This is a genomic window from Citrobacter sp. BIDMC107, assembly GCF_001037575.1.
GTDB classification, from domain to species: domain Bacteria; phylum Pseudomonadota; class Gammaproteobacteria; order Enterobacterales; family Enterobacteriaceae; genus Citrobacter; species Citrobacter freundii.
Genome location: NZ_KQ089848.1, coordinates 3,120,398 through 3,144,234 on the forward strand (window position 1 = coordinate 3,120,398; position 23,837 = coordinate 3,144,234).

The window sequence follows — 23,837 nt, forward strand, 5'->3', positions numbered from 1 at the left end:
AGATAACTGGCGGCTTAGCATGACAAAACCTTGTTAAATCTTGTCCGGTTAACTTTGCGCAGCGGGATCGCCAGTTTGCGACTCTGACTCTACCTCGCTGGCCGATTTGTTCTGCAATACTGTCCAGATGACTAACGCGCCGAGGAGGTCGAATACCGCCAGTACGGCAAACAGTGGGCTAAAGCCGATGGTGTCAGCCAGTGCGCCGACGACCAGCGCAAACAGCGTACTTGCAAGCCAGGCGGACATACCGGTCAGACCGTTCGCCGTTGCCACTTCATTACGACCAAACACGTCAGAAGAGAGTGTAATCAGCGCACCGGACAGCGCCTGGTGAGCAAAGCCACCGACGCACAGCAAGGCGATAGCAATGTATGGGCTGGTGAACAGACCAATCATCCCTGGGCCAATCATCAGCAATGCACCCATGGTGACGACCATTTTACGTGAAACGATCAGGTTAACGCCGAACCAGCGCTGGAACAGCGGCGGTAAGTAACCCCCAACGATACAGCCCAGGTCAGCAAACAGCATCGGCATCCAGGCAAACATCGCAATTTCTTTCAGGTTAAAGCCGTAGACTTTAAACATGAACAGCGGGATCCAGGCGTTGAAGGTACCCCAGGCCGGCTCTGCCAGGAAACGTGGCAGCGCGATGCCCCAGAACTGGCGGTTACGCAAGATCTGACCGAGCGACATTTTTTTCGAGGTCGCGTTTTTATGCTGTGATTCCTGACCATTCAGAATGTAATCACGTTCCTCATCAGACAGTTTTTTCTGGTCGCGCGGGTGTTTGTAGAATACAAGCCAGCACATCGCCCAGATGAAGCTCAGCGCACCGGAAATAATGAATGCCATCTGCCAGCTGTGCATGACGATGGCCCAGACCACCAGCGGTGGAGCAATCATCGCGCCGATAGAAGAGCCGACGTTAAAGTAACCTACGGCAATTGAACGCTCTTTTGCCGGGAACCATTCAGAACTGGCTTTCAGACCCGCAGGGATCATTGCGGCTTCAGCGGCACCTACCGCGCCACGCGCCAGCGCCAGTCCACCCCAACTGCCAGCCAGTGCGGTCGCGCCACAGAAGACGGCCCACAGAACGGCGAACATCGCATAACCCACTTTTGTGCCGAGCACATCGAGCACGTAGCCGGCAACGGGTTGCATTACGGTGTAAGCAGCAGAATACGCTGCGATGATATAGGAATACTGTTGAGTGGAGATGTGTAACTCTTCCATCAGAGTTGGCGCAGCTGCCGCCACAGTGTTACGTGTCAGGTAACCCAGCACGGTGCCAAGTGTCACCAGTGCAATCATGTACCAACGTAACCCTTTAATTTTACGCATGTAAAACCTCATCGTTTTGTTATGTCCGCGAACGAGCGGTCATCTTCCAGTTCAGGGCGGAGGATGTTCTTTTACGAGGGGGGACCGAAAAAAAGCCGGTACTCCCCGAACTTTGCCATGTCAATAATTGTGCTAATTCGGTTTCCGTACCGGTCAATCCGATGGATATCCATCGGTAATTTGCATTCCGTCGGCTTATGTATCGCGACGGCCAAAAGATAACTTGTCATACAGCTTTAAAAGGTGAGTGCCATCACAAAAGTGTGAATCTTCGTGTGGTCATTATTTCGATTCAGCAAAGCCAGAACTGGCGCGGCTTGACGCGTGATTTACCTCTTTGAGAGTAATTTTTTTGTCACCATTTGTTGATCTAACTCACGAAAATATCTTCGGCGTATAGAAATTGGTGTGATAACTTTGTCAGCATCAAAACATAAGCAATCTGACGCACTCGTTGAGAGGAAGACGATAATGACCCCGTTTATGACTGAAGATTTCCTGCTGGACACCGAATTTGCCCGCCGTCTGTACCATGATTACGCCAAAGACCAGCCGATTTTCGATTACCACTGCCATTTACCACCGCAACAAATCGCTGAAAACTACCGTTTTAATAACCTGTATGACATCTGGCTGAAGGGTGATCACTACAAATGGCGTGCGATGCGTACCAATGGCGTCGCTGAGCGCTTGTGTACCGGCGATGCGTCCGATCGCGAGAAGTTTGACGCATGGGCCGCCACGGTTCCGCACACTATCGGTAACCCGCTGTACCACTGGACCCACCTCGAATTACGTCGTCCGTTTGGTATTACAGGTAAGCTGCTGTCTCCGGCAACGGCTGACGAAATCTGGAACCAGTGCAACGAGCTGCTGGCGCAGGATAAATTCTCTGCGCGCGGAATCATGCAGCAGATGAATGTGAAAATGGTCGGCACTACCGATGATCCGATCGACTCTCTGGAGCACCATGCGGCCGTTGCTAAAGACGGAAGCTTTGATGTGAAAGTGCTGCCGAGCTGGCGTCCGGATAAAGCCTTTAACATTGAGCTGGCAACCTTTAATGACTACATGGCGAAGCTCGGTGAAGTGTCTGACACGGATATCCGCCGCTTCAGCGACCTGCAAGCTGCACTGACCAAACGTCTTGATCACTTCGCGGCGCACGGCTGTAAAGTCTCGGACCACGCGCTGGACGTGGTGCTGTTTGCCGAATCTAACGAATCTGAACTGGATAGCATTCTGGCGCGTCGCCTGGCGGGTGAAACCCTGAGTGAACATGAAGTGGCGCAGTTCAAAACCGCCGTTCTGGTGTTCCTCGGCGCTGAATACGCCCGTCGCGAATGGGTACAGCAGTACCACATCGGCGCGCTGCGTAATAACAACCTGCGCCAGTTCAAACTGTTGGGCGCGGATGTCGGTTTCGACTCCATCAATGATCGTCCGATGGCCGAAGAACTGTCCAAACTGCTGAGCAAGCAGAATGAACAAAACCTGCTGCCGAAAACCATTCTGTACTGCCTGAACCCGCGCGATAACGAAGTGCTGGGCACTATGATCGGTAACTTCCAGGGCGAAGGTATGCCGGGCAAAATGCAGTTCGGTTCCGGCTGGTGGTTCAACGATCAGAAAGACGGGATGGAACGTCAGATGACCCAACTGGCACAGCTCGGCCTGCTGAGCCGTTTCGTCGGTATGCTGACCGATAGCCGTAGCTTCCTGTCTTACACTCGTCACGAATACTTCCGTCGCATTCTGTGCCAGATGATTGGCCGTTGGGTTGCCGCGGGCGAAGCCCCTGCCGACATCCAGCTGCTGGGTGAAATGGTCAGAAATATTTGCTTCAACAATGCGCGCGATTATTTCGCCATTGAACTGAACTAAGGCCTGGGTGAAGGTATGCAATACATCAAGATCCATGCGCTGGATAACGTCGCGGTTGCGCTTGCTGATTTGGCTGAAGGAAACGAAGTCACCGTTGATGGGCAGGCGGTAATCCTGCGTCAGGCGGTCTCTCGTGGCCATAAATTCGCCTTATGCGATATTGCGAAAGGCGAAAACGTCATTAAATACGGTTTGCCAATTGGCCATACGCTGGTGGATGTTGCGGCGGGTGAGCATATTCATGCTCACAACACGCGTACCAATCTGAGCGACCTGGATACGTATCGCTACCAACCTGATTTTCAGGCGGAAGTTGCCCAACCGGCGGATCGCGATGTGCAGATTTATCGCCGCGCGAACGGTGACGTTGGGGTGCGTAACGAACTGTGGATCCTGCCAACGGTAGGCTGCGTTAACGCCATGGCGCGCCAGATGCAGAACCGTTTTCTGAAAGAGACTAACGACGCCGAAGGAATCGACGGCGTGCATCTCTTCAGCCACACCTACGGCTGTTCACAGCTCGGCGACGACCACATTAATACCCGCACCATGCTGCAAAACATGGTGCGTCACCCGAATGCGGGTGCGGTGCTGGTGGTTGGTCTGGGCTGTGAAAACAATCAGGTGGATGCCTTCCGCGAAACCTTAGGCGAGTACGATCCTGATCGCGTTCACTTCATGGTCTGCCAACACCAGGAAGACGAAGTGGAAGCGGGGATTGAACATCTTCACCAGCTGTACAACGTGATGCGTAACGATAAGCGTGAACCGGGTAAGCTGGGCGAGCTGAAGTTTGGTCTGGAATGCGGCGGCTCTGACGGCCTCTCCGGTATTACCGCCAACCCGATGCTGGGCCGTTTCTCCGACTACGTGATTGCTAACGGCGGAACTACAGTGCTGACCGAAGTGCCGGAAATGTTCGGCGCCGAGCAGCTGCTGATGGACCACTGCCGCGATGAAGAAACGTTCGGCAAGCTGGTCACCATGGTTAATGACTTCAAGCAGTACTTCATTGCCCACGACCAACCGATCTACGAGAACCCATCGCCGGGCAACAAAGCGGGCGGTATCACCACGCTGGAAGATAAATCGCTGGGCTGTACGCAAAAAGCAGGCTCCAGTCAGGTGGTGGACGTACTGCGCTACGGCGAACGCCTGAAGACGCATGGCCTGAACCTGCTGAGCGCACCGGGCAACGATGCCGTCGCCACCAGTGCCCTGGCGGGCGCGGGCTGTCATATGGTGCTGTTCAGTACAGGTCGCGGTACGCCGTACGGTGGTTTTGTACCGACGGTGAAAATTGCCACCAACAGCGAGCTGGCAGCGAAGAAAAAGCACTGGATCGATTTTGACGCTGGACAGTTGATCCACGGTAAAGCGATGCCTCAACTGCTGAGCGAGTTTGTCGATACGATCGTTGAGTTCGCCAACGGTAAGCAAACCTGCAACGAGCGCAACGATTTCCGGGAACTGGCTATCTTTAAAAGCGGCGTAACGTTGTAATTACCCTTCATCTTTTGCACCACAGCTGTGTTGGCTGCGTTCGCCCACCCCGGTCACTTACTCATGTAAGCTCTCGGGGATGTGCGAACTTGCCACCTTGCTGTAGCACAAAATCTTTTGGGTAAGTTTGTTTATGGTGGAATCTAAAAACGGCGTTTCATAATATGGAGCGCCGTTTGTTTTTGCATTACCTGACAAGGATCATTCATGACCGCGTATTGGCTGGCCCAGGGCGTAGGTGTCATCGCCTTTCTGATCGGCATTACCACCTTTTTCAATCGCGATGAGCGCCGCTTCCGGCTGCAACTTGCTGTCTATAGCGCCACCATTGGCGTGCATTTTTTTCTAATGGGCGCCTGGCCTGCGGGAATGAGCGCAGAACTCAACACCATCCGCACACTTGTCTCAATGCATACCCGCAAACTGTGGGTGATGGCCGTTTTTATTATCCTCACCCTGGTTCTCGGTCTGGCGAAATTACAGCATGCGATGGAGCTGTTACCGATAATTGGCACGCTGGCCAGCACCTGGGCGCTGTTTCGCTGCAAAGGGTTAACCGTGCGTTGCGTAATGTGGTGCGCAACCGCCTGTTGGGTTATCCATAATTTCTGGCTGGGATCGATTGGCGGGACGATGATCGAAGGGAGTTTTCTGGTGATGAATGGCCTGAACATTATTCGCTTCCGGCGGATGCAAAAACGCGGAATTGATCCGTTCAAAATTGAAAAAAGCGTACAAGAAAAGAGCCCCTCCGCCCGATAACGGAGGGGCGCAGGGATTAGCCGCGCAGAGCGTTATTTGCCAGACGCTCGTCTTCAGCCTGGCAGGCGGCCGCGGTAAACAAGACATCTGTAGAAGAGTTCAGCGCCGTTTCACAGGAATCCTGCAATACGCCGATGATAAAGCCGACGGCAACTACCTGCATGGCGATATCATTCGGGATACCGAACATATTACACGCCAGTGGGATCAGCAGCAGAGATCCACCCGCCACGCCAGATGCGCCACAGGCGCAAAGCGAAGCCACCACGCTCAGTAACAGCGCCGTCGGTAAATCGACCGGAATACCCAGCGTATTCACCGCCGCCAGCGTCAGCACGGTAATGGTGATCGCCGCACCCGCCATATTGATGGTGGCGCCCAGCGGGATAGATACCGAGTAGGTATCACGATCCAGATTCAGCTTCTCACATAGCGCCATATTCACCGGAATGTTGGCGGCAGAACTGCGGGTAAAGAAAGCGTACACGCCGCTTTCGCGCAGACAGGCCAGCACCAGCGGATACGGGTTACGGCGAATTTTCCAGAAGACCAGCAGTGGGTTGACCACAAACGCCACCAGCAGCATACAGCCTACCAGTACGGTCAGCAGTTGGGCGTAGCCCCAAAGCGTTGCGAAACCGGTGGTTGCCAGCGTGGATGAGACCAGACCAAAGATACCGATTGGCGCGAAACGAATCACCAGCTTTACCATAAAGGTGACGGCGTTGGACATATCATTGACCAGATTTTTGGTCGTTTCATTACCGTGGCGCAGTGCAAAGCCCAGACCAACGGCCCAGACCAGAATACCGATATAGTTAGCGTTAAGCAGGGCATCAATTGGGTTAGAAACCATGCTCATCAGCAGGCTACGCATTACTTCAACGATGCCGGACGGTGGCACAATATCGCTGGCGCTGCTGGAAAGATGCAGTGTTGATGGGAAAGCAAAGCTGAAGACAACGGCGGTTAATGCCGCTGAAAATGTTCCGAGCAGGTAAAGGAACAGAATGGGGCGGATATTGGTTTTTTGCCCGTGTTGGTGGTTGGCGATAGAGGCCATGACCAGCATCAGAACCAGAATTGGCGCGACGGCTTTTAATGCGCCGACGAACAGCGTACCCAGTAAACCAACGGCTTCTGCCGCAGGTTTTGACACCAGTGCGAGTAAAATCCCCAGTACCAGGCCAATCAAAATTTGTTTAACCAGGCTCCCTTGCGCCAAACGCGAGAGTAGCCCCGATGAACGTTGCGTAGTCATGTCGTGATCCTTTCATTGTGTTGTTGCTCATCCATCGTGCGCTCTTACGACGCATCTTTCTGGATGTAACAAAGTGTTTGCGTGGTTGAGTATAAGGAAAGATAAAGCTTCGGGAAGAGAAATATCCTGGATTCCCCGCTGAGATCATATTTTATAACTTTGAATTAACATTATTTTGACATGATAAACAAAAAGCCCGACGCACGCAGTGTGCTGCCGGGCTTTTCAGCTAGCAGATGAAACTTACTGTATTTGCTGCTTTTTATCGTGCTGGTGGTTGACCCATGCGTTAACAATCAGCGTCACAAACAGAATGCCAAATACCACGCCTAACGAGATAGCGATCGGGATATGGTAGAAATCGACGATCAGCATCTTAATACCGATAAACACCAGAATGACCGACAAGCCGTACTTCAGCATGGAGAAACGCTCTGCCACGCCCGCCAGCAGGAAGTACATCGCACGCAGCCCCAAAATAGCAAACAGGTTCGAGGTCAACACGATGAACGGGTCGGTGGTAACGGCAAAGATAGCCGGAATACTGTCGACGGCGAAAATCACGTCGCTCAGCTCAACCAGAATCAACACCAACATCAGCGGCGTGACAAACAGCAGACCGTTTTTACGCACGAAGAATTTTTCATCTTCGATGGTATCGGTCATGCGTAAATGGCCGCGCAGCCAGCGTACTAACGGTCTGTCGCCGATACCGGAGGCATCTTCTTTCGCCAGAGCCATCTTCACGCCGGTAAACAGCAGGAACGCGCCGAACACGTACAGCAACCACTCAAACTGGGTGATAAGCCAGCTGCCGGCGAAGATCATGATCGTACGCAGAACAATTGCTCCCAGCACGCCATACACCAATACCCGGCGCTGCAACGCAGGCGGCACTGAGAAGTAGCTGAAGAGCATCAACCAGACAAAGACGTTATCTACTGCCAGCGATTTTTCGATCAGATAGCCGGTCAGGAACGCCAGTGCCTGTGGGTCGGCAACGGCGCGGCCCTGGGTTTCCGCCAGGTACCACCAGAAGGCGGCGTTAAACAGTAGCGACAGCGTTACCCAGACGATTGACCAGGCCGCAGCCTGTTTCATCGACATCGTATGTGCGCCACGACGACCCTGCAACAGCAGGTCGATGGCCAGCATAATTACCACTACGACAGCGAAGCCACCCCATAACAACGGTGTGCCGACAGTATTCATTGTATTTCCCCATGCATAAAAAAAACGGCCAACGCCGAATGACGTTAGCCGCTGCTTTTTATGCATAGACCTTGCCATTCGGCAAGGTCTCACTTACAACAACAAAGGAATACGATGGCGTATTCCTTTGTTATCGCCCGGTGACCGGATGTGGTTTTTCACACATCGTAATGACGATCAACCGACAACGAAGTTACTCCCCTTTGCGGGTTACAAAATATTACAGGCCATGCATTCAGTCAATGGCCTGCAACATTCCATTTACACACTTTTACGCAGTCAGCGAGGTTACCGTCTCGTCTGCCGGGAAAACCACGCCGGTCTGGCGGCGAATCTCCGTTTGCAGTTTAGCGGTGATACGGCTGACGGCCAGTGCCGGGTGATCCACTTCGCCGGATTCAACCAAATGGGCAAAAGCCTCTGCCTCATACAGCATAGTATTGATGTGTTGAGGCGTCGTCAGATCCTGCGTTTTTCCCCCGCGCGGAACAAAGCACACTTTTTGGCATTCGGAAATATGCTCGATGACCAGCGATCCCGACTCGCCCTGAATTTCACTGGCTAATACTGAATCGCTTACTTTTGAGTGCTGGAGCGTAACGCTGAAATCACCGTAATTCAGCACCACCACACCGTGAGCATCCACGCCGCTTTCCAGCAGGCTGGCGCTGGCCTGAACGCTCTGTGGTTCGCCCCATAGCGCAACCGCCGAGGCCAGGCAGTAAAAACCGATATCCATAATCGAGCCATTGGAGAACGCCGGATTAAACGTGTTCGGATTTTCACCATCCAGATAGCGCTGGTAACGCGAGGAGTACTGGCAGTAATTGATAAATGCTTTCCTGATTTTTCCAACTTTTGGGAGCGATTGCTGTAACAGCAGGAAGTTAGGCAGGCTGGCGGTTTTAAACGCTTCAAACAGCACGACCTGGTTTTCACGCGCGCAGGCGATAGCGGCTTCGGCTTGCGCCAGGTTGGAGGCCAGTGGCTTTTCGCAAATAACATGCTTTTTGTGCCGCAAAAACAGCTCGGTCTGCGGGAAGTGCAGGGAGTTTGGACTGGCGATGTAGACGGCGTCGATCGCCTCGCTTTGCGCCATCGCTTCCAGCGAAGTAAACAGATGCTCGACGGGGTAATCGTTGGCGAAGGTCTGTGCCTGCTCAAGGCTACGAGAATAGACTGCGGTTAACTTATACTTGCCGGTTTCATGGGCGGCATCGACAAACTGGCGGGTGATCCAGTTTGTGCCAATTACTGCGAAACGTATCATAAAGGCCTTCAGGCTGCGAAAAGGGATTCTTTCGTCAATTTAGCATGCCCTGAAGACAAAGCCAGTGCGCGACTACGCAGTTTGCTTTAACGATTGTTGCGTTAACCACAGGCGGGTATCGAACTCCAGTTGGTGATACTGAGGCTCCATATGACAGCACAGCTGGTAAAACGCTTTGTCGTGTTCTTTTTCTTTCAGATGCGCCAGTTCATGAACGACAATCATACGCAAAAAGGGTTCGGGGGCATTGCGAAAAACGGTCGCCACGCGGATCTCCGCTTTAGCTTTGAGCTTTCCGCCCTGCACGCGAGAAACGGCGGTATGCAGCCCCAAAGCATTCTTCAGAACGTGGATCTTGCTGTCATACATGACTTTATTCAGCGGCGGGGCGTTACGCAGAAACTGATTTTTCAGATCCTGAGTATATTGCCAGAGCGCTTTGTCGGTCGCGAAGTCATGCGTCCCCGGATAGCGCTTCTCCAGCACTGCGCCCAGGCGTTGCTCAGCAATCAGCGTTCTCACCTGAGAAAGTAAATTCTCCGGATATCCTTGTAGATAGGTCAACTGACTCATTAGTGCCCCATATAAAGTATAAAAAGTGTATACTCACGCACCCTTTTCAGGGATACGCCGAAATTTTACCATTCAGGAGGGCCGATGAGCCACATAGACAACGGTTTCCGTTCGCTGTCACTTAAACGTTTCCCGGAAACGGATGACGTTAACCCGCTGCTGGCGTGGGAAGCTGCAGATGAATATCTGCTGCAACAGCTGGACGATACCGAGATTAGCGGCCCGGTGCTGATCCTGAATGATACCTTCGGCGCGCTGGGCTGTGCGCTGGCGGAACATACGCCGTACAGCATTGGCGACTCCTATCTCAGCGAGCTTGCCACACGTGAGAACCTGCGTCACAACGATATTGCCGAGTCGAGCGTCAAGTTCCTCGACAGTACCGCTGACTATCCGCAGGCGCCGGGCGTGGTGCTGATTAAGCTGCCAAAAACCATGGCGCTGCTGGAGCAGCAACTGCGCGCCCTGCGTGAAGTGGTCACGCCGCAGACGCGTATCATCGCCGGTGCAAAAGCGCGTGATATCCACACCTCTACGCTGGAGCTGTTTGAGAAAGTGCTGGGACCAACCACCACCACGCTGGCATGGAAAAAGGCGCGCCTGATCAACGGCACCTTTACCAAACCGGCGCTGGCCGATACCGCCCAGACCCTGAGCTGGAAGCTGGAAGGCACCGACTGGACCATCCACAACCACGCCAACGTCTTCTCCCGTACCGGGCTGGACATCGGCGCACGTTTCTTTATGGAACATCTGCCGGAAAACCTGGAAGGCGAGATTGTCGATCTCGGCTGTGGTAACGGCGTGCTGGGCATGACGCTGCTGGCGAAGAACCCAGAAGCCAGCGTGGTGTTTGTTGATGAATCACCGATGGCGGTCGCTTCCAGCCGTCTGAACGTGGAAACCAACCTGCCGGACGCGCTGGATCGCAGCGAATTTATGATTAATAATGCGCTCTCCGGCGTAGAACCGTTCCGCTTCAACGCGGTGTTCTGCAACCCTCCGTTCCACCAGAAGCATGCGCTGACCGATAATATCGCCTGGGAGATGTTCCACCACGCCCGCCGCTGCCTGAAAATCAACGGTGAGCTGTACATTGTGGCTAACCGTCACCTCGACTACTTCCACAAGTTGAAGAAGATTTTCGGCAACTGCGTAACCATCGCCACCAATAATAAATTCGTGGTGCTAAAAGCGGTCAAAACCGGTCGCCGTCGTTAAGCCCTTGTGCCGGATAGCGGTTAACGCCTTATCCGGCCTACACGAGCTGCATCGTAGGCCTGATAAGCGTAGCGCCATCAGGCAAAGATGTGCGCAGTTGCCTTATCCGACCTACGGGATACAACGTGTTAAATCTCCAGCGCTAAGCGGGTCCCCTGCGCAATAGCGCGTCGGGCATCCAGTTCCATCGCCACATCGCAGCCGCCGATCAGATGCACCGTTTTACCTGCCGCGTGCAGCGGATCGACCAGTTCACGGCGTGGCTCTTGTCCGGCGCAAATCACCACGTTATCCACGTTAAAGATCACCGGTTCGCCGTTCAACACGACGTGTAACCCATCATCATCAATCTTCTGGTAGCTGACTGCCGGGATCATTTTCACGCCGCGTGAGAGCAGGGTGGCGCGATGGATCCAGCCCGTCGTTTTACCTAAACCTTGCCCCGGTTTGCTGGCTTTACGCTGCAACATCACTATCTGGCGCGGGCTGCGGGATAAGTGCGGACCTTCCGGGCGTAAGCCGCCAGGCTGTTGCAGGCTGGTGTCGATCCCCCATTCCACGCAGAACTCCGCAATGTTCTGGCTGGTGGCTTCACCGGGTTGACTCAGATACATGGCTGTATCGAAACCAATCCCGCCGCAGCCAACGATCGCTACGCGTTTGCCCACTGGCGTTTTATCGCGCAGAACGTCGAGATAGCTCAGCACTTTTGGATGTTCGATCCCCTCGATCGGCGGCATACGTGGCTCGATCCCGCTAGCAAGGATCACTTCGTCGAAAGTGTGCAGATCGTGTGCGCTGACAAAGTGATTCAGCTTCAGGGTCACGCCAGTCACGTCGATCATCCGGCGGTAGTAGCGCAGGGTTTCATAGAATTCTTCTTTGCCGGGGATCTGTTTGGCGATATTAAACTGCCCGCCAATTTCGCCATGTGCGTCAAACAGCGTGACGTGATGTCCGCGTGCGGCGGCATTAATGGCGAAGGCGAGGCCCGCAGGACCCGCACCGACAACCGCCAGATTCTTTGGCACAGCTGCCGCAACGATCGGCATTTTGGTTTCATGGCAGGCGCGCGGATTGACCAGGCAAGAGGTGACTTTGCCGACAAAGATCTGATCCAGACAGGCCTGGTTACAGCCGATACAGGTGTTGATCTCATCCGCTCGTCCGGTTTGCGCTTTTGACAGCAGTTCGGCATCGGCGAGGAACGGACGGGCCATCGACACCATATCGGCATCGCCACGGGCCAGAATGTCATCGGCGACCTGGGGATCGTTAATGCGGTTGGTGGTGACCAGTGGGATCGTCACATGCCCTTTCAGCTTACGCGTCACCCAACTAAACGCGCCGCGCGGTACCGGGGTCGCGATAGTGGGAATACGCGCCTCATGCCAGCCAATACCGGTGTTAATAATGGTGGCCCCGGCGGCTTCTATAGCCTGCGCCAGCTGGACAGTTTCGTCGAAGGTTCCGCCGTTTTCTACCAGATCGAGCATCGACAGGCGGAAGATAATAATAAAGTCATTACCGGCACGCTGACGTACCGCTCGCACCACCTCAACGGCAAAACGCATGCGGTTGGCATACTCGCCACCCCATTGGTCATCGCGCTGGTTGGTACGCAGAGTCAGGAATTCGTTGATGAGATACCCTTCCGACCCCATCACTTCTACGCCATCGTAGCCCGCTTCCCGCGCCAGTTGGGCGCAATGGGCAAAATCTTCAATCAACTGCAGCACTTCATCGTGCGTCAGCTCATGTGGCGTAAAGCGGTTAATGGGGGCCTGAATAGCAGATGGTGCCACCAGATGCGGCTGGTAGCTGTAACGCCCGGTGTGCAGGATTTGCAGGGCGATTTTGCCGCCTTCGTCATGAACGGCATCGGTAATGACACGATGGTGTGCAAGCTGGCTGCTGTCGTTGAGCATCGCGCCGCCTTCCATCCCCACGCCGGAAAGCGCAGGTGCAATGCCTCCGCTCACAATTAACGCGACCCCGTGACGAGCGCGCTCGGCGTAGAACGCGGCCAGTCGTTCTGCACCGTCGGGATACTCCTCCAGCCCGGTATGCATTGAACCCATCAGCACGCGGTTTTTAAGCGTGGTGAAGCCTAAATCGAGCGGGGCGAACAGCGACGGATAGCTCATAAAGGTGTCCAGTATGTAAAATTATTGTTATGTGGTCGGATGAGTTCTAATTTAGCCGTCGCCGCGTAAAAGGGAAAAGGGGAATGCCGTGATTGTGATGGGATTCAAAAAAGGAGTGGGGCCAGAGAATGAATATGCCGGATATCGGTGCAAGCACCTAATCCGGCCTGTGAAAATGTGTCTTTGTAGACCGGATAAACGAAGCGCCATCCGGCGGTATGTCACAGATTACTGTTTTTTAAGAAAATCGTTGTACAGCATATAGAGATGTGCCGCGCTCCAGGAGAAGTTTGGCGCGCCCTGCTGCGCACCGGTCAATGGGTTATAGTTTTCCTGAATCGGACCATCTGCTGTAAGGCCTTTGGCGTGGCTGAAGAAGGTATCCGCCAGTTTTAACGCTTCATCGCGATAGCCATAACGCTCCATCCCTTTTAGCCCAAACCAGAACTGATCCACCCAGACGCGCCCGCGCCAGTAGATGTCCGCGCCGAAGGCGGGGTTGGTCAGCGCTGCAGTACCAAGTGGGACAAAGGTGTTGAACTCGTTGGGATCGAGCATCACCTTAACCACCGCATCCGCATGGGGCTGCGTTGCCGCCCCGTTAAACAGCGGCGACCAGCCTTCCGGCCCTTTGCCACGTTCGACGATTGGTTTACCCGCACAGCCGTTGGTCAACGGGGTATCTTCGATCCTCACGTCATAGAAGAATCGGGTGTCTGGGTCGAACATGCAGGTATTAATGTAATCCGCCAGTTTTTGCGCCAGCTGGCGGTAGCGCTGCGCTTCTTTGTGTTTACCGAGCAGGGTCGCCATCTCCGCCAGATAATGGTTGTCGCTGTACATATAGCTGGCCTGATCGACCGATTCCTGCAGCAGCGAGTAACCCAGCAACTTACCGTCGTTACTGCGGTTTTCGGCAAATTTCACCACCCAGTCGCTGCGTTTCCCTCCGTTAGCGACATATTTATCCAGTTGCTCTTTGTCGATAAAACCAAAGACTGCCGCATCGTCACGCCCGGATTCCCAGGAAGCAGCAACCTGTGCTGGGATCTCGAGGCTGTCATACTGGCCTTTACTGGTGATGTTGGCGTAGTTTTTCAGTCCGGAAAGGGTTTCTTCCTTGTCGCCATTTTTCACCGTAAACAGCATTTCACCGCTGTCGGTATTGTGGGCTTTATCGCGGGTCGCGCCGTATTCCGGTACGCCGTTGCCGTTATGATCGCGGTTTAGCAGCCACCAGTCGTGATATGCAACCAGCTTTGGATACATCTCTTCGAGCCAGGCCTTATCCTTGGTGACGTTGTAGACTTCCATCACCGACCAGGCCGCGAGGCTTGGCTTGGTGTTACGCTCGTTCCAGTTGCCGCCGTCGCCGCCGCGCTCGGGGCTAAGGTTCCAGGCAATCAGGTCGGGAATGAATCCGGCGTCCTGCGGGCGAACGGGATCGCCGGGTTTAATCTGCCATGAAAAGACGGCGCGAATGTTCTCTTTGGCGATCTCCGGGTTAAAGTGCGCCATGGCGAAGGCCTGCTTCCAGGTATCCCACGGCCAGGTCTGGTTGCCGGAGAACCAACGGCCGGTAACCGACGGCGTCACGGTATTGTGTTTTACCGCGCCACCCGGCGAGCGCCAGTTACCGTTCAGCGTTTCGATCGCCTTCACCGCCACTCGGGTTTGTTCTGGCGTGGCATCCGGATTGTTTAAGCCTTTCTTGAGATAGTCGTCCCAGCGCTGCTGCGAGGCGAGCATGTAAGAAGAAGGACGCGCCAGAATATCGCGGATCTGCGGTTGCTCTTTTGCCACATCTTCGGCGGTAAGCAGATGAGACCAGGTGGTGTAAATCGTCGTCGAACCGTTGATATGGGTCTTCCCCGTGAAGCGATGACCATTAACCGTGGTTTTCATGGTGACAGATTTATGCACCTGATACTCCGACTCGCCGGAGGTGAGCAGATCCCAGGTTGAACGCACTTGGCCGAAGGTGACTTTCAGGCCGTCGTGCGTGGCGGTGATTTTGCGCTGATAGCCAGGGAATTCGCCATCAATGGTTTTATCCGACAGGGCTGTTCCCTCTTTTGCCTCCAGTTTTTCCAGCAGTTCGCCGTCCCACACCAGATCCAGCGGCGAGTTGCTAGTGATTTTGGTTTCCAGCAGCGAAGTGCGCGGACTGGCGAAGCGTAGCGTCATCTCTACCTGTACATCTTTTGATGACAATTTCTGTACCAGCGCCCCGGGAATGCTGTAAGCCTCAAGGGTGAAATCGACCTTTTTACCGTGCTGATACACCGTCAGTCGGTCAAAATTATTGGCCATAAAGTTGATGTACTCTTCGGTCAGCAGTGCGACGCCAGGAAAGCCGCCCATTGTTGCGGGGCCATCTGGCAACAGATGCCCGTGCCATGAGCCGAGGTCGAAAAATGGATTAAAACGCTGGTGGTCGTCGTGATCGTAGTCATGCATGTAGTCCGGCGCACCGGTGCGATTAATGATGTTTTTGAAGTCATTAACGCTGGCGGCATGCGCAGAGACGTTCATCAGCAGGAGGTAGGCCAGCGGCGTAAGAAGAGGTTTGATATTCATGGGTTCCGGTCCTTGTTACCAATAGAAATATTGCATCAGGAAGATTTGGTCGCTCGGGTCACCAGATGCATTCTGCATATAGAACCGGCTGTCGAAGGCGGTAGCGAAACGTCCGCCGCCGTATTCATACCAGATACCGAACTGCATAAAGGACGTGGTTTCTTCCTCAGCGCGATCCGGTCGGTGTCTGGCGTAGCTATATGCGGTGGAGAGGTAAACGCCTTTTAGCGCTTCATACATCGCGCTGACCATATAGCCGGTCTCGGTGCCGGATACATCCAGCCCGTCGGCGCGACCCGTGTGGTGCCACGCGCGGGCGGCAAAGTTGGGCGAGAGGATGCCGGTCAGGAACAGCTGTCCGGTACCGTCCGTTATCTCCAGACCGTTCATCCAGGTTACGCCTTCAGTCAGGTCGTACTGGATGTAACCGTTCATCATGGCCGGATAGGTATATTTATCGTCGTAGCGATCGTATTTACCAAAGTGCAACCAGGCTTTGCTTTCATCGTGATGTCCGGCGGGTGTAGCGGTCACGCTATAGCGCAGATGGCCGGTCAGGTTTTGCACCTTAATGGCGGTCATGATGTCTCGGGTATTCGGAATAACGTAGCCCAGGTCTGGCGTGAAATCCCCCCACCATTGCAGGTCATCCAGCGAGGAGTCCTGGCGCAGGCTGAGCATCACCTCTGTTCCAGCATCGGTACGGTAACCACCGTAAAAGCGGTTGATCCCGCCTTCGAATCCGCCCCAGCTATGGTCAGGAACCCAGGCATTGCCTTGATGGTCGGCCTGCACGGTCCAGCCCTCGCCGTAGATCAGACCAAACCATGAACCGTGTTTTATCTCCAGGCCACCTTCAATGTAAGTACCGTCGCTGTATTTATGCTTATCTTTTCCTTCTAAATCCATATATCCACCCATGCCCAATTCGCCATAAAAACGAAAAGAGGGGGAGGTTATAGCAGGTGTTTTCGTATCGTCGTGTTCAGCAGGGCGAACTTCTTCTGCACCCACAGAAGAGACGCAGAAAAAGGGCAGGGCAATAATTGCCCTGCAACAATGGCTAATGTTATTCATGCTTCGATCCTAAGCAAATAAAATATAATTTTTATTGTTATATACCCTTCATACTTCAAGCTGCATGTGCGTTAGCTACGTTCGTTCACCCCAGTCACATAGTTATCTATGCTCCTGGGAATTCACTCACTTGCCGCCTTCATGCAACTCGAATTATTTTGGTTATAGCCTTGGAGAATATTGTTTATTGTTATTATGTTTTAGTCATTAATTGATATCTGAAGCGGGAGCAGCCTCAATAGCTTTTTCTTCTTTGGTTAGCCCTTTGATGTATTTACTGTATTTCCACCAGGCAAAACCGAGGAAAATAACAATCCCACCGACGTTATAGAAAATAATGGTTATGATATTCCCGCCGGTCGGGAAGGTAGAGGCAATAAATCCGATGGTGAACAGGACGATCAGCATTGATACCACGATAATGCCAGTTTTTTGCGAACCCATACGGAAGTCGCGCGGTAAGTGGTCCAGTTTTGCGCGCAGATTCAGGTAGGCCAGCATAATAAACAGCGGCGGCAGCATCGATGCGGCGGCGGTCATGTTGATGATGGTGTTCATTAAGTCTTGCACGGTATTGGAACCGAGCGTTGGGATAATCATCAGCGGGATAACGATCAGAAACTGGATCCACGCTGCGCGGGCCGGTACGCCGTTTTCATTCAGTTCGACGGTTTTTTTACCGAAAATACCCGCCGGAATTTCAGAGAAGAAGATCTTCACCGGCGTTGCGGTCCACATCAACAGAGAGCCGAACATCGCGGTAAAGGAGACCAGGCCGACAAAGCGGTTAACGATCAGTTCCGGCAGACCAAAGTATGCCGCCAGACCGTGGAATACCTGCACCGATCCACCGGTAAACTTCAGCTCTTTGCTGCTGACGAAGACGTTGATCAGCACCGAGGAGATGGAATAAAGCACGCCGATAAAAATCCCGGCAATGATAATGACCTTCACGAACGATTTTGACCCGCCCTTGACGTCGTTGACATATACCGCCACGGACTCCGCGCCGCCTGCCGCCATGAATATCCAGGTGGTAATACCGAGGAACGCCCAGTTAAAATTCGGGATCATTGCATCAACGGTGATGGGGTCAGCAGGCTGCACGCCGCCCACCAACGCAGTACCCGCCAGTAAAATGTAAGACAGCGTCAGCAGCAGCATTAACGTGGAGGTGACGGAGGTAATCGGCCCCAGCATTTTTGCGCCGTTGGTCGAAACCCAGGTCGAGAAGGCAAACAGCACCATACTTAACACGGTTGTGGCGAACGGCGTCAGAATGTATTCGTAGCCTAAAAATGCGTACGAGGCATAGGCGATAACGCGCGGGAGTAACGAGGTAAAAAAGAACAGGTTAACGAACCAGTAGGTGTAGGCGGTAATAAAGGCCCAGCGCCCGCCCAGCGAGCTTTTCACCCATGCGTAGACACCGGCTTCGGAGTTTTTATTCAGCGAAACAAATTCGGCGATGATTAAGCAGAATGGAATAAAGTAGAAAATTGTCGCGAGGAAAAACATCGGTGCGGATGCCAGACCAAGCTCAATATTATTGTTGATAACGTTATTAAAACTATAAACCGCGGCAAAGGTGAGAGAAAGTAAGCCGAACTTGCCGATGGTATTACGTTTGGTATCAGACATAGCACATCTCCGATTCCTGATTATTATAGGGTACTGGCGGCGCAACGTCGGCGCCGCCTGTGTTTTTTATTTATTATGAAAATAACCATCTTCGATGGTGACTTTGAGTACGACTTTCTTCACTACGCTATTACAGATAAAACGATAGGCTTCATGGTTGTCACAAATAACCATTTGTCCTTCGTGCACTTCTACGGTTTTTCCGCAGCCTTTCAAATATTCGCGGTCGGTTTCATCGCGATAATATTCAACCACCTGGAGATCCTCTTTGGCGGCATACTCTATTTTTTGCTGTCCTTGCAGGTAGTAATGGATCTCAAAATAACGACGATGGCCGGTAAACAGCGCATCGGTTGCAGAGTCTGTCTCTACACGGTAGCTCAGAGAATCACCGATAGAGTGAGCGACGCCTGGCTTAATATTGTCAATATTTTCAATGGCCTCGACGCAGCGTTGCCATTTCCGACCCGAAGAATAGCGTTGCTGGAACTGCTCTAAGTTGTCGATGATCCTCATTTTGTATTCTCGCTGTGCATATTCGTGGAAAAGAACCCGGTGCCAAAGGCACGGTTGGCGGTGGTTTGAGCGCCAGACTCACTGCCGGAAACCGGCAACAACGTGAAGCCGTAGCTGAATGACGTAAACCAGACGCGCCAGGAATCAAGTACCTCGCTTCCCCACGAGTTAGAACCTAAGCCCAGTAGCTGATGGTCCAGATTGAGGGTGATGTCATCGCTGTGCTGCAGCTCATTACAGTGCTGTGCGGCAAAGATATTTTCTGGCGTATAGCGCCAGGCGCTCAGGTTGACAGGGCGCTGCGGAATCACTAGCAGACCGTTACCGTGACGATTGGTTAGCGTTGCCCAACGTACGTCCTGACGATTGCCGTTGTTTTGCGGGAACGGATAATTCTCGAACATCTCATCCACGCTGCTGCGCCAAATGTCGATGATGTTGGCCTGCTTACTATCGGCATAGTTTTCACCAGGACCACGTCCGTACCAGGCCACCTGTCCCAAATCACCGCTGATGCCCATCGTGAAGCCGATGCACGGAATAATGTCCCGGTACTCGCCGTAAGGCTGGCCGGAAAGCTCCACATTCAACTGACCGTCTGCGGCAATCCGCCAGCGATAGGTGCAGCGCATACCGAAATCAAATACCGGCGGGGCGATAATCGTCTGGCTGGTTATCAGCAGCGCATCTTCGGTTTGCTCAAAGGTAAAGTCGCGCAGATGCTCCTGCATTATCTGTATATGATTTGGCTGCCAGAGGCCTTCGAACTCTTGCTTGTGGTTATCTATGGTTGGTTTGAAGAAATTAATCTTCGGCTCGCGGGTAATCAGCTCTTCACCATTGACGTTCCAGCTAATGGGTTTACCGGTCAGCTTTGAGAAGATCAGATGGAAGTTATAACCGCGAACGGTGCAGCTCTGGCGGTTCTCTTCCAGCGTCAAAGGGGTGGCGTTTTGCAGACTGAACGGTACGGCAGTCGCCGTTCTGGCCTTCAGCGGGAACTGATAAGTCGCGATGTGATGCCCGGCTTCGCTGTATAACGTGCGGGAATCTTTCGTCACGGTGACGTTGAGGAACGCCTCGCGCGCATCCAGCTCCGGCAGCGTGCATTGCAGCAGCGTATCGCTGTTGGGAGGAACGTCGCGCAGTTTTATCTGCTGAGCAGAAAGCGTATCTCCTTCGGCGCGAACCTCAATATGCAAGGTGTAGTCGTCAAGCGTGGTGAACCACAGTTTGTTTTCTACCCGCAGCTCGCCGCGAGCCAGATCCTGCGCGCGCACTTTCACTGGTGCAATTACCTGCTTGTACTCTTGCAGACCCGGGCCTGGGGTTTGATCGGAATAAATTAGGCCATCAAGGCAGAAGTTGTAGTTGTTCGGGTAGTCGCCGTAGTCACCGCCATAGTTGTACCAGACGTTACCGTCTTCATCTTTGGCCTGAATCCCGTGATCGCACCACTCCCAGACATAGTGTCCCTGAATGCAATCATGCTGATAGAAGACGTTCTGATATTCCGTTAGCCCGCCGGGGCCGTTGCCCATGGCGTGAGCATATTCGCAGATGATGCGCGGTTTAGGATGTGGGTATTCACCAAACTCATTCATCAACGGTACGCGGGTGTACATGGTGGAAATGATATCCACCACTTCGGCGTCACGATCTTCTTCGTAGTGGATCAGACGCGTGTCATCCAGCGCTTTTGCCGCGTGGTACATGGCGCGAATATTACAGCCGTAGCCGGATTCATTGCCGAGCGACCAGATGACGATCGACGGGTGGTTTTTCTGCGCGTGGACGTGGCGTACGATGCGCTCAACGTAGACATTTTCCCACAGCGGATCGTCGGTGATCCGGCTGATATCGCCGATATTAGCGAAGCCGTGAGATTCAACGTCGGTTTCGGCCATGACGAACAAACCGTAGATATCGCACAATTCATAGAAACGTGGATCGTTCGGGTAATGGGCGGTGCGTACGGAGTTGATGTTGTGCTGCTTCATTAACAGCAGATCTTTTTCTACGCGATCCATACCAACCGCGCGGCCCTTGAGATGATCGTTGTCATGACGGTTGACGCCATGCAACATGACATAGCGGTTATTGATGTAAAACAGACCGTTGCGAACGTTGATATCGCGGAATCCGACGCGCTGCGGCACAACCTCAAGGATGTTGCCGCTGGCATCTTTCAGGGTCATCACCAGATGATAGAGATACGGCGATTCCGCTGACCACTGCTGTGGTGCGCTGACCTTGAAATTGAACGCGGTGCGGGTGAGTTTATCCACTGTCAGAGCGTTAATCACGCCGCTATGCAGCGTCTGCTCACCGTCAAACAAAGTGTATTCGAGCGATGCCATCGTTGGCGTGGAGGCGATGTTTTCCAGCACGATGTCGCAGGAGAGGGTGGCATCGCGATAGTCATCATCGAAATCGGTACGAACAGTAAAATCCTGGATATGGGTCGCCTGTTTGCCGACCAGATAGACGTCGCGGAAAATTCCCGCCGACCACCACATATCCTGGTCTTCAACGTAGGTGGAATCAGCCCATTGCATGACGCGAACGCACAGCAGGTTGTCACCTGTTTTCACCACCGCGCTGATATCAAACTCGGCCGTCAGGCGACTGCCTTTGCTGAAGCCAACGTACTGACCATTCACGTAAACTTCGAAGTAGGTTTCTACGCCATCAAATTTAATCAGCGTCTGTTTACCCTGCCAGCCTTCGCTGAGAGAGAAAATACGCTGGTAGGCTCCGGTGGGGTTATTGGTCGGTACGTAGGGGACATCAATCGGGAAAGGAAAACCTTCGTCGGTATACTGCAGCTTGCCGTGCCCTTCCATCTGCCACATACCGGGTACGGTGATGTTGCCCCAGTCGCTCATAAACTGCGACGTAAAGGCTTCCGGCACCTGCAGCGGATGCTCAAAGAACTGGAAATTCCACTGACCGCTCAGCAACTGAAAGAGGCTGCTGGTTTCGCGGGCAAACGAGCGAGCTTGCGCAACGGAGTCGTAAGAGAAAAAATATGCGCGTGGCGCCAGTCGATTTTCGTGGGTGAGCTGAATGTTTTCCCAGCGATTCATAAGGCCTCCCGGTGGAGAAAAATCGGAACCATTCATTTTAATGGTGAGTAAGTGTAATTGATGGTGATTTTAGTAAAAATTTTACTAAAATATAGCGAGTGAGGTGATTTACTTTAACTGGATCACGAAAATAATTCGGGCGCAGAAAAGAATGCATGACAATGCGCGCCCGGCTTCAGCAGAAACCGGACGGATTAACGGGGGATTTTAGCGGGTGGTACCGCGAAGTTTCAGCTTGCTGGGAACAAAAACCAGCAGGGGAAGTGCACGTCCGTCGCGGGCTTTCTCAAACAGCAGGTTGACGCCCTGACTGCCCATCATTTCTGAATGGATGCGTACGGTGGAAAGCGGAGGAAAGGTGAAGCGCGCCGTCGGGATATCATTAACGCTAATCAGCGAAATATCCTGCGGAATGTTCAGTCCACGCTCGTGAATGGCGCGCAGAACGCCAATAGCAATCGAGTCAGAAGCTACAAACAGGGCGCTGGGATAGTCGGCTTTCGCCAGCATTTTTTTGGCCAGTTCATAGCCTGATGAACTGGAGAAGCCGCCGCGATAAATATCCTGTTCTGAAACGACCTGCTGCAGGCGACCGTATTCGACAAACGCGGCTTCGCGGATATCAGCCTTGCCAGGCTGATCTTCGCCGCCGATGAAGCCAATGCGGGTCACGCCCTGGGCGATGAAGTAGTCGATGCTCTCTTTACTGATGCGGGCCAGATCGATATCGACAGCGTCATATTCACTGCCGGGTTCATGAAAATCGATAAAGCAGATGTTGTCGGTAAGCGCTGTTGCCGCCTCGCGCAGCGCAGGAGAAGGCTTGCCGACAATAAGAATGCCGGTAATGTTTTTGCTCTCCGGCAACCCACTGTGCTCATAGCAGTTGGTCAGTTCAATCCCCAGCTTCTCGCACTGGGTTTCAATCCCATGGCGGATCGCGAGATAGTAAGGATCGTTGATTTCCAAATCCTGCTGATAGCTGTAGAGCGCCAGAATATGCTGGGGGCCGAGTGCGCTGGTCTGGTTCTTACGGGCGCTGCTGGTTTTGTACTCCAGCTTTTCCGCGATCTCCAGAATGCGATGCTTGGTCTCTTCTTTTACATTCAGCGTGGGGTCATCGTTTAAAACCCGGGACACTGTCGCCAGGGACACGCCAGCTTCGATTGCGATGTCTTTAAGTGTTGCCATGTTTGCCTTTTCCCTGAGTTACCTGCGCATTGTAAATGAAGTGCTTATCTATTCATCTGTTTTCAGTAAAAAAAGCACGTTTAATTGACATGCTCGGGGTAAAACTGGGCTTGCAGAGTGTGATGGATACGTCATTTCCCCGCTTTTGAGAACAATGCCCGGAAAATAGTTTGCTAGTATTTAGTAAAATTTTACCAAAGGAGAAAACAATGGATACTGTCGCATTTGCTGATTTTGCCCGCATGGAAATACGTGTTGGAAAAATCGCACAGGTTAAGCGCCATGACAATGCCGATAAGCTGTATATCGTACAGGTTGATGTGGGAGAGCGTACGCTGCAAACCGTGACCAGCCTGGTGCCTTATTACAGCGAAGAGGAGCTGATGGGGAAAACGGTGGTGGTGCTGTGTAATCTGCAAAAGGCCAAAATGCGCGGTGAAACATCAGAGTGTATGCTGCTGTGCGCTGAGACGGACGATGGCAGCGAAAGCGTGCTGTTAACGCCAGAACGGGTGATGCCTGCAGGCGTGCGGATTGTTTAAATTGTGCTGATGCCGGAT

17 protein-coding genes are annotated in these 23,837 nt (G+C 53.1%); 5 read left to right on the forward strand and 12 right to left on the reverse strand.

The window, feature by feature from the left end; translation table 11 throughout:
• Positions 1-48: 48 nt before the first annotated feature.
• Entirely contained in the window at positions 49-1,350 is a 1,302-nt protein-coding gene (locus tag SK39_RS14620; RefSeq protein ID WP_003024814.1) for an MFS transporter, read from the reverse strand.
• Positions 1,351-1,821: 471 nt separating this feature from the next.
• On the opposite strand from SK39_RS14620, the gene uxaC reads away from it, so the two are divergent.
• The 3 genes from uxaC (at position 1,822) to SK39_RS14635 (ending at position 5,499) form a co-directional block, all read left to right on the forward strand.
• Complete coding sequence (gene uxaC, locus SK39_RS14625; RefSeq protein ID WP_003024811.1) at positions 1,822-3,234, forward strand: glucuronate isomerase; 1,413 nt, start codon at positions 1,822-1,824, stop codon at positions 3,232-3,234.
• 15 nt (positions 3,235-3,249) lie between these two features.
• Entirely contained in the window at positions 3,250-4,737 is a 1,488-nt protein-coding gene (locus tag SK39_RS14630; protein WP_003024809.1) for a UxaA family hydrolase, read from the forward strand.
• Positions 4,738-4,944: 207 nt separating this feature from the next.
• A complete protein-coding gene (locus tag SK39_RS14635) occupies positions 4,945-5,499 on the forward strand; it encodes a YgjV family protein (RefSeq protein ID WP_048217117.1) in 555 nt (184 codons plus the stop codon).
• A gap of 16 nt (positions 5,500-5,515) precedes the next feature.
• Here SK39_RS14635 and sstT read toward each other — a convergent pair whose 3' ends face one another.
• From sstT to SK39_RS14655, 4 genes are all read right to left on the reverse strand, one after another.
• Positions 5,516-6,760: a serine/threonine transporter SstT gene (gene sstT, locus SK39_RS14640; protein ID WP_048217118.1), complete on the reverse strand. Its 1,245-nt coding sequence runs from the start codon at positions 6,758-6,760 to the stop codon at positions 5,516-5,518.
• 243 nt (positions 6,761-7,003) lie between these two features.
• The gene (locus SK39_RS14645) at positions 7,004-7,972 is read right to left on the reverse strand and encodes a TerC family protein (RefSeq protein WP_003828551.1); all 969 of its coding nucleotides are present in this window, start codon (positions 7,970-7,972) and stop codon (positions 7,004-7,006) included.
• A 271-nt stretch (positions 7,973-8,243) separates the two neighbouring features.
• Positions 8,244-9,242 (reverse strand): Gfo/Idh/MocA family protein, encoded by a 999-nt coding sequence (locus SK39_RS14650; RefSeq protein ID WP_003846207.1) that lies wholly within the window; start codon positions 9,240-9,242, stop codon positions 8,244-8,246.
• Between the two features lie 72 nt (positions 9,243-9,314).
• Complete coding sequence (locus SK39_RS14655) at positions 9,315-9,815, reverse strand: M48 metallopeptidase family protein (RefSeq protein ID WP_044700945.1); 501 nt, start codon at positions 9,813-9,815, stop codon at positions 9,315-9,317.
• Positions 9,816-9,899: 84 nt separating this feature from the next.
• Between SK39_RS14655 and rlmG the strand changes: the two genes are divergently transcribed.
• Positions 9,900-11,036 carry a 23S rRNA (guanine(1835)-N(2))-methyltransferase RlmG gene (gene rlmG / locus SK39_RS14660; RefSeq protein WP_003024789.1) on the forward strand — a complete coding sequence of 379 codons (1,137 nt, stop codon included), beginning with the start codon at positions 9,900-9,902 and terminating at the stop codon, positions 11,034-11,036.
• 128 nt (positions 11,037-11,164) lie between these two features.
• On the opposite strand, the gene SK39_RS14665 is transcribed toward rlmG, so the two are convergent.
• The 7 genes from SK39_RS14665 to ebgR all read right to left on the reverse strand — a co-directional run bounded on the left by SK39_RS14665 (position 11,165) and on the right by ebgR (position 23,277).
• The gene (locus SK39_RS14665) at positions 11,165-13,183 is read right to left on the reverse strand and encodes an oxidoreductase (protein ID WP_016151020.1); all 2,019 of its coding nucleotides are present in this window, start codon (positions 13,181-13,183) and stop codon (positions 11,165-11,167) included.
• A gap of 228 nt (positions 13,184-13,411) precedes the next feature.
• Complete coding sequence (ygjK, locus tag SK39_RS14670) at positions 13,412-15,763, reverse strand: alpha-glucosidase (RefSeq protein ID WP_032937324.1); 2,352 nt, start codon at positions 15,761-15,763, stop codon at positions 13,412-13,414.
• 15 nt (positions 15,764-15,778) lie between these two features.
• A complete protein-coding gene (ygjJ, locus tag SK39_RS14675; protein WP_032937326.1) occupies positions 15,779-16,840 on the reverse strand; it encodes a protein YgjJ in 1,062 nt (353 codons plus the stop codon).
• Positions 16,841-17,047: 207 nt separating this feature from the next.
• Complete coding sequence (locus SK39_RS14680) at positions 17,048-18,481, reverse strand: amino acid permease (RefSeq protein WP_016151017.1); 1,434 nt, start codon at positions 18,479-18,481, stop codon at positions 17,048-17,050.
• Between the two features lie 66 nt (positions 18,482-18,547).
• Positions 18,548-18,997 (reverse strand): beta-galactosidase subunit beta, encoded by a 450-nt coding sequence (locus SK39_RS14685; RefSeq protein WP_032937328.1) that lies wholly within the window; start codon positions 18,995-18,997, stop codon positions 18,548-18,550.
• Positions 18,994-22,086 (reverse strand): beta-galactosidase subunit alpha, encoded by a 3,093-nt coding sequence (gene ebgA / locus SK39_RS14690; RefSeq protein ID WP_048217119.1) that lies wholly within the window; start codon positions 22,084-22,086, stop codon positions 18,994-18,996. The genes SK39_RS14685 and ebgA overlap by 4 nt, the downstream gene beginning before the upstream one ends.
• Positions 22,087-22,293: 207 nt before the next feature.
• Positions 22,294-23,277, reverse strand: coding sequence for a transcriptional regulator EbgR (ebgR, locus tag SK39_RS14695; protein WP_003024771.1), 984 nt, complete (start codon positions 23,275-23,277; stop codon positions 22,294-22,296).
• Between the two features lie 209 nt (positions 23,278-23,486).
• On the opposite strand from ebgR, the gene SK39_RS14700 reads away from it, so the two are divergent.
• A complete protein-coding gene (locus SK39_RS14700) occupies positions 23,487-23,819 on the forward strand; it encodes a tRNA-binding protein (RefSeq protein ID WP_003024768.1) in 333 nt (110 codons plus the stop codon).
• Positions 23,820-23,837 lie beyond the last annotated feature (18 nt).

What these genes read in the sequence shown, in the direction of transcription:
- rlmG (WP_003024789.1), top strand. Translation starts at nt 9,900, where the DNA reads ATGAGCCACATAGACAACGGTTTCCGTTCGCTGTCACTTAAACGTTTC.
- SK39_RS14655 (WP_044700945.1), bottom strand. Translation starts at nt 9,815, where the DNA reads ATGAGTCAGTTGACCTATCTACAAGGATATCCGGAGAATTTACTTTCT.
- SK39_RS14620 (WP_003024814.1), bottom strand. Translation starts at nt 1,350, where the DNA reads ATGCGTAAAATTAAAGGGTTACGTTGGTACATGATTGCACTGGTGACA.
- SK39_RS14665 (WP_016151020.1), bottom strand. Translation starts at nt 13,183, where the DNA reads ATGAGCTATCCGTCGCTGTTCGCCCCGCTCGATTTAGGCTTCACCACG.
- SK39_RS14650 (WP_003846207.1), bottom strand. Translation starts at nt 9,242, where the DNA reads ATGATACGTTTCGCAGTAATTGGCACAAACTGGATCACCCGCCAGTTT.
- ebgR (WP_003024771.1), bottom strand. Translation starts at nt 23,277, where the DNA reads ATGGCAACACTTAAAGACATCGCAATCGAAGCTGGCGTGTCCCTGGCG.
- SK39_RS14645 (WP_003828551.1), bottom strand. Translation starts at nt 7,972, where the DNA reads ATGAATACTGTCGGCACACCGTTGTTATGGGGTGGCTTCGCTGTCGTA.
- SK39_RS14630 (WP_003024809.1), top strand. Translation starts at nt 3,250, where the DNA reads ATGCAATACATCAAGATCCATGCGCTGGATAACGTCGCGGTTGCGCTT.
- ygjK (WP_032937324.1), bottom strand. Translation starts at nt 15,763, where the DNA reads ATGAATATCAAACCTCTTCTTACGCCGCTGGCCTACCTCCTGCTGATG.
- ygjJ (WP_032937326.1), bottom strand. Translation starts at nt 16,840, where the DNA reads ATGAATAACATTAGCCATTGTTGCAGGGCAATTATTGCCCTGCCCTTT.
- SK39_RS14685 (WP_032937328.1), bottom strand. Translation starts at nt 18,997, where the DNA reads ATGAGGATCATCGACAACTTAGAGCAGTTCCAGCAACGCTATTCTTCG.
- sstT (WP_048217118.1), bottom strand. Translation starts at nt 6,760, where the DNA reads ATGACTACGCAACGTTCATCGGGGCTACTCTCGCGTTTGGCGCAAGGG.
- SK39_RS14680 (WP_016151017.1), bottom strand. Translation starts at nt 18,481, where the DNA reads ATGTCTGATACCAAACGTAATACCATCGGCAAGTTCGGCTTACTTTCT.
- SK39_RS14635 (WP_048217117.1), top strand. Translation starts at nt 4,945, where the DNA reads ATGACCGCGTATTGGCTGGCCCAGGGCGTAGGTGTCATCGCCTTTCTG.
- ebgA (WP_048217119.1), bottom strand. Translation starts at nt 22,086, where the DNA reads ATGAATCGCTGGGAAAACATTCAGCTCACCCACGAAAATCGACTGGCG.
- SK39_RS14700 (WP_003024768.1), top strand. Translation starts at nt 23,487, where the DNA reads ATGGATACTGTCGCATTTGCTGATTTTGCCCGCATGGAAATACGTGTT.
- uxaC (WP_003024811.1), top strand. Translation starts at nt 1,822, where the DNA reads ATGACCCCGTTTATGACTGAAGATTTCCTGCTGGACACCGAATTTGCC.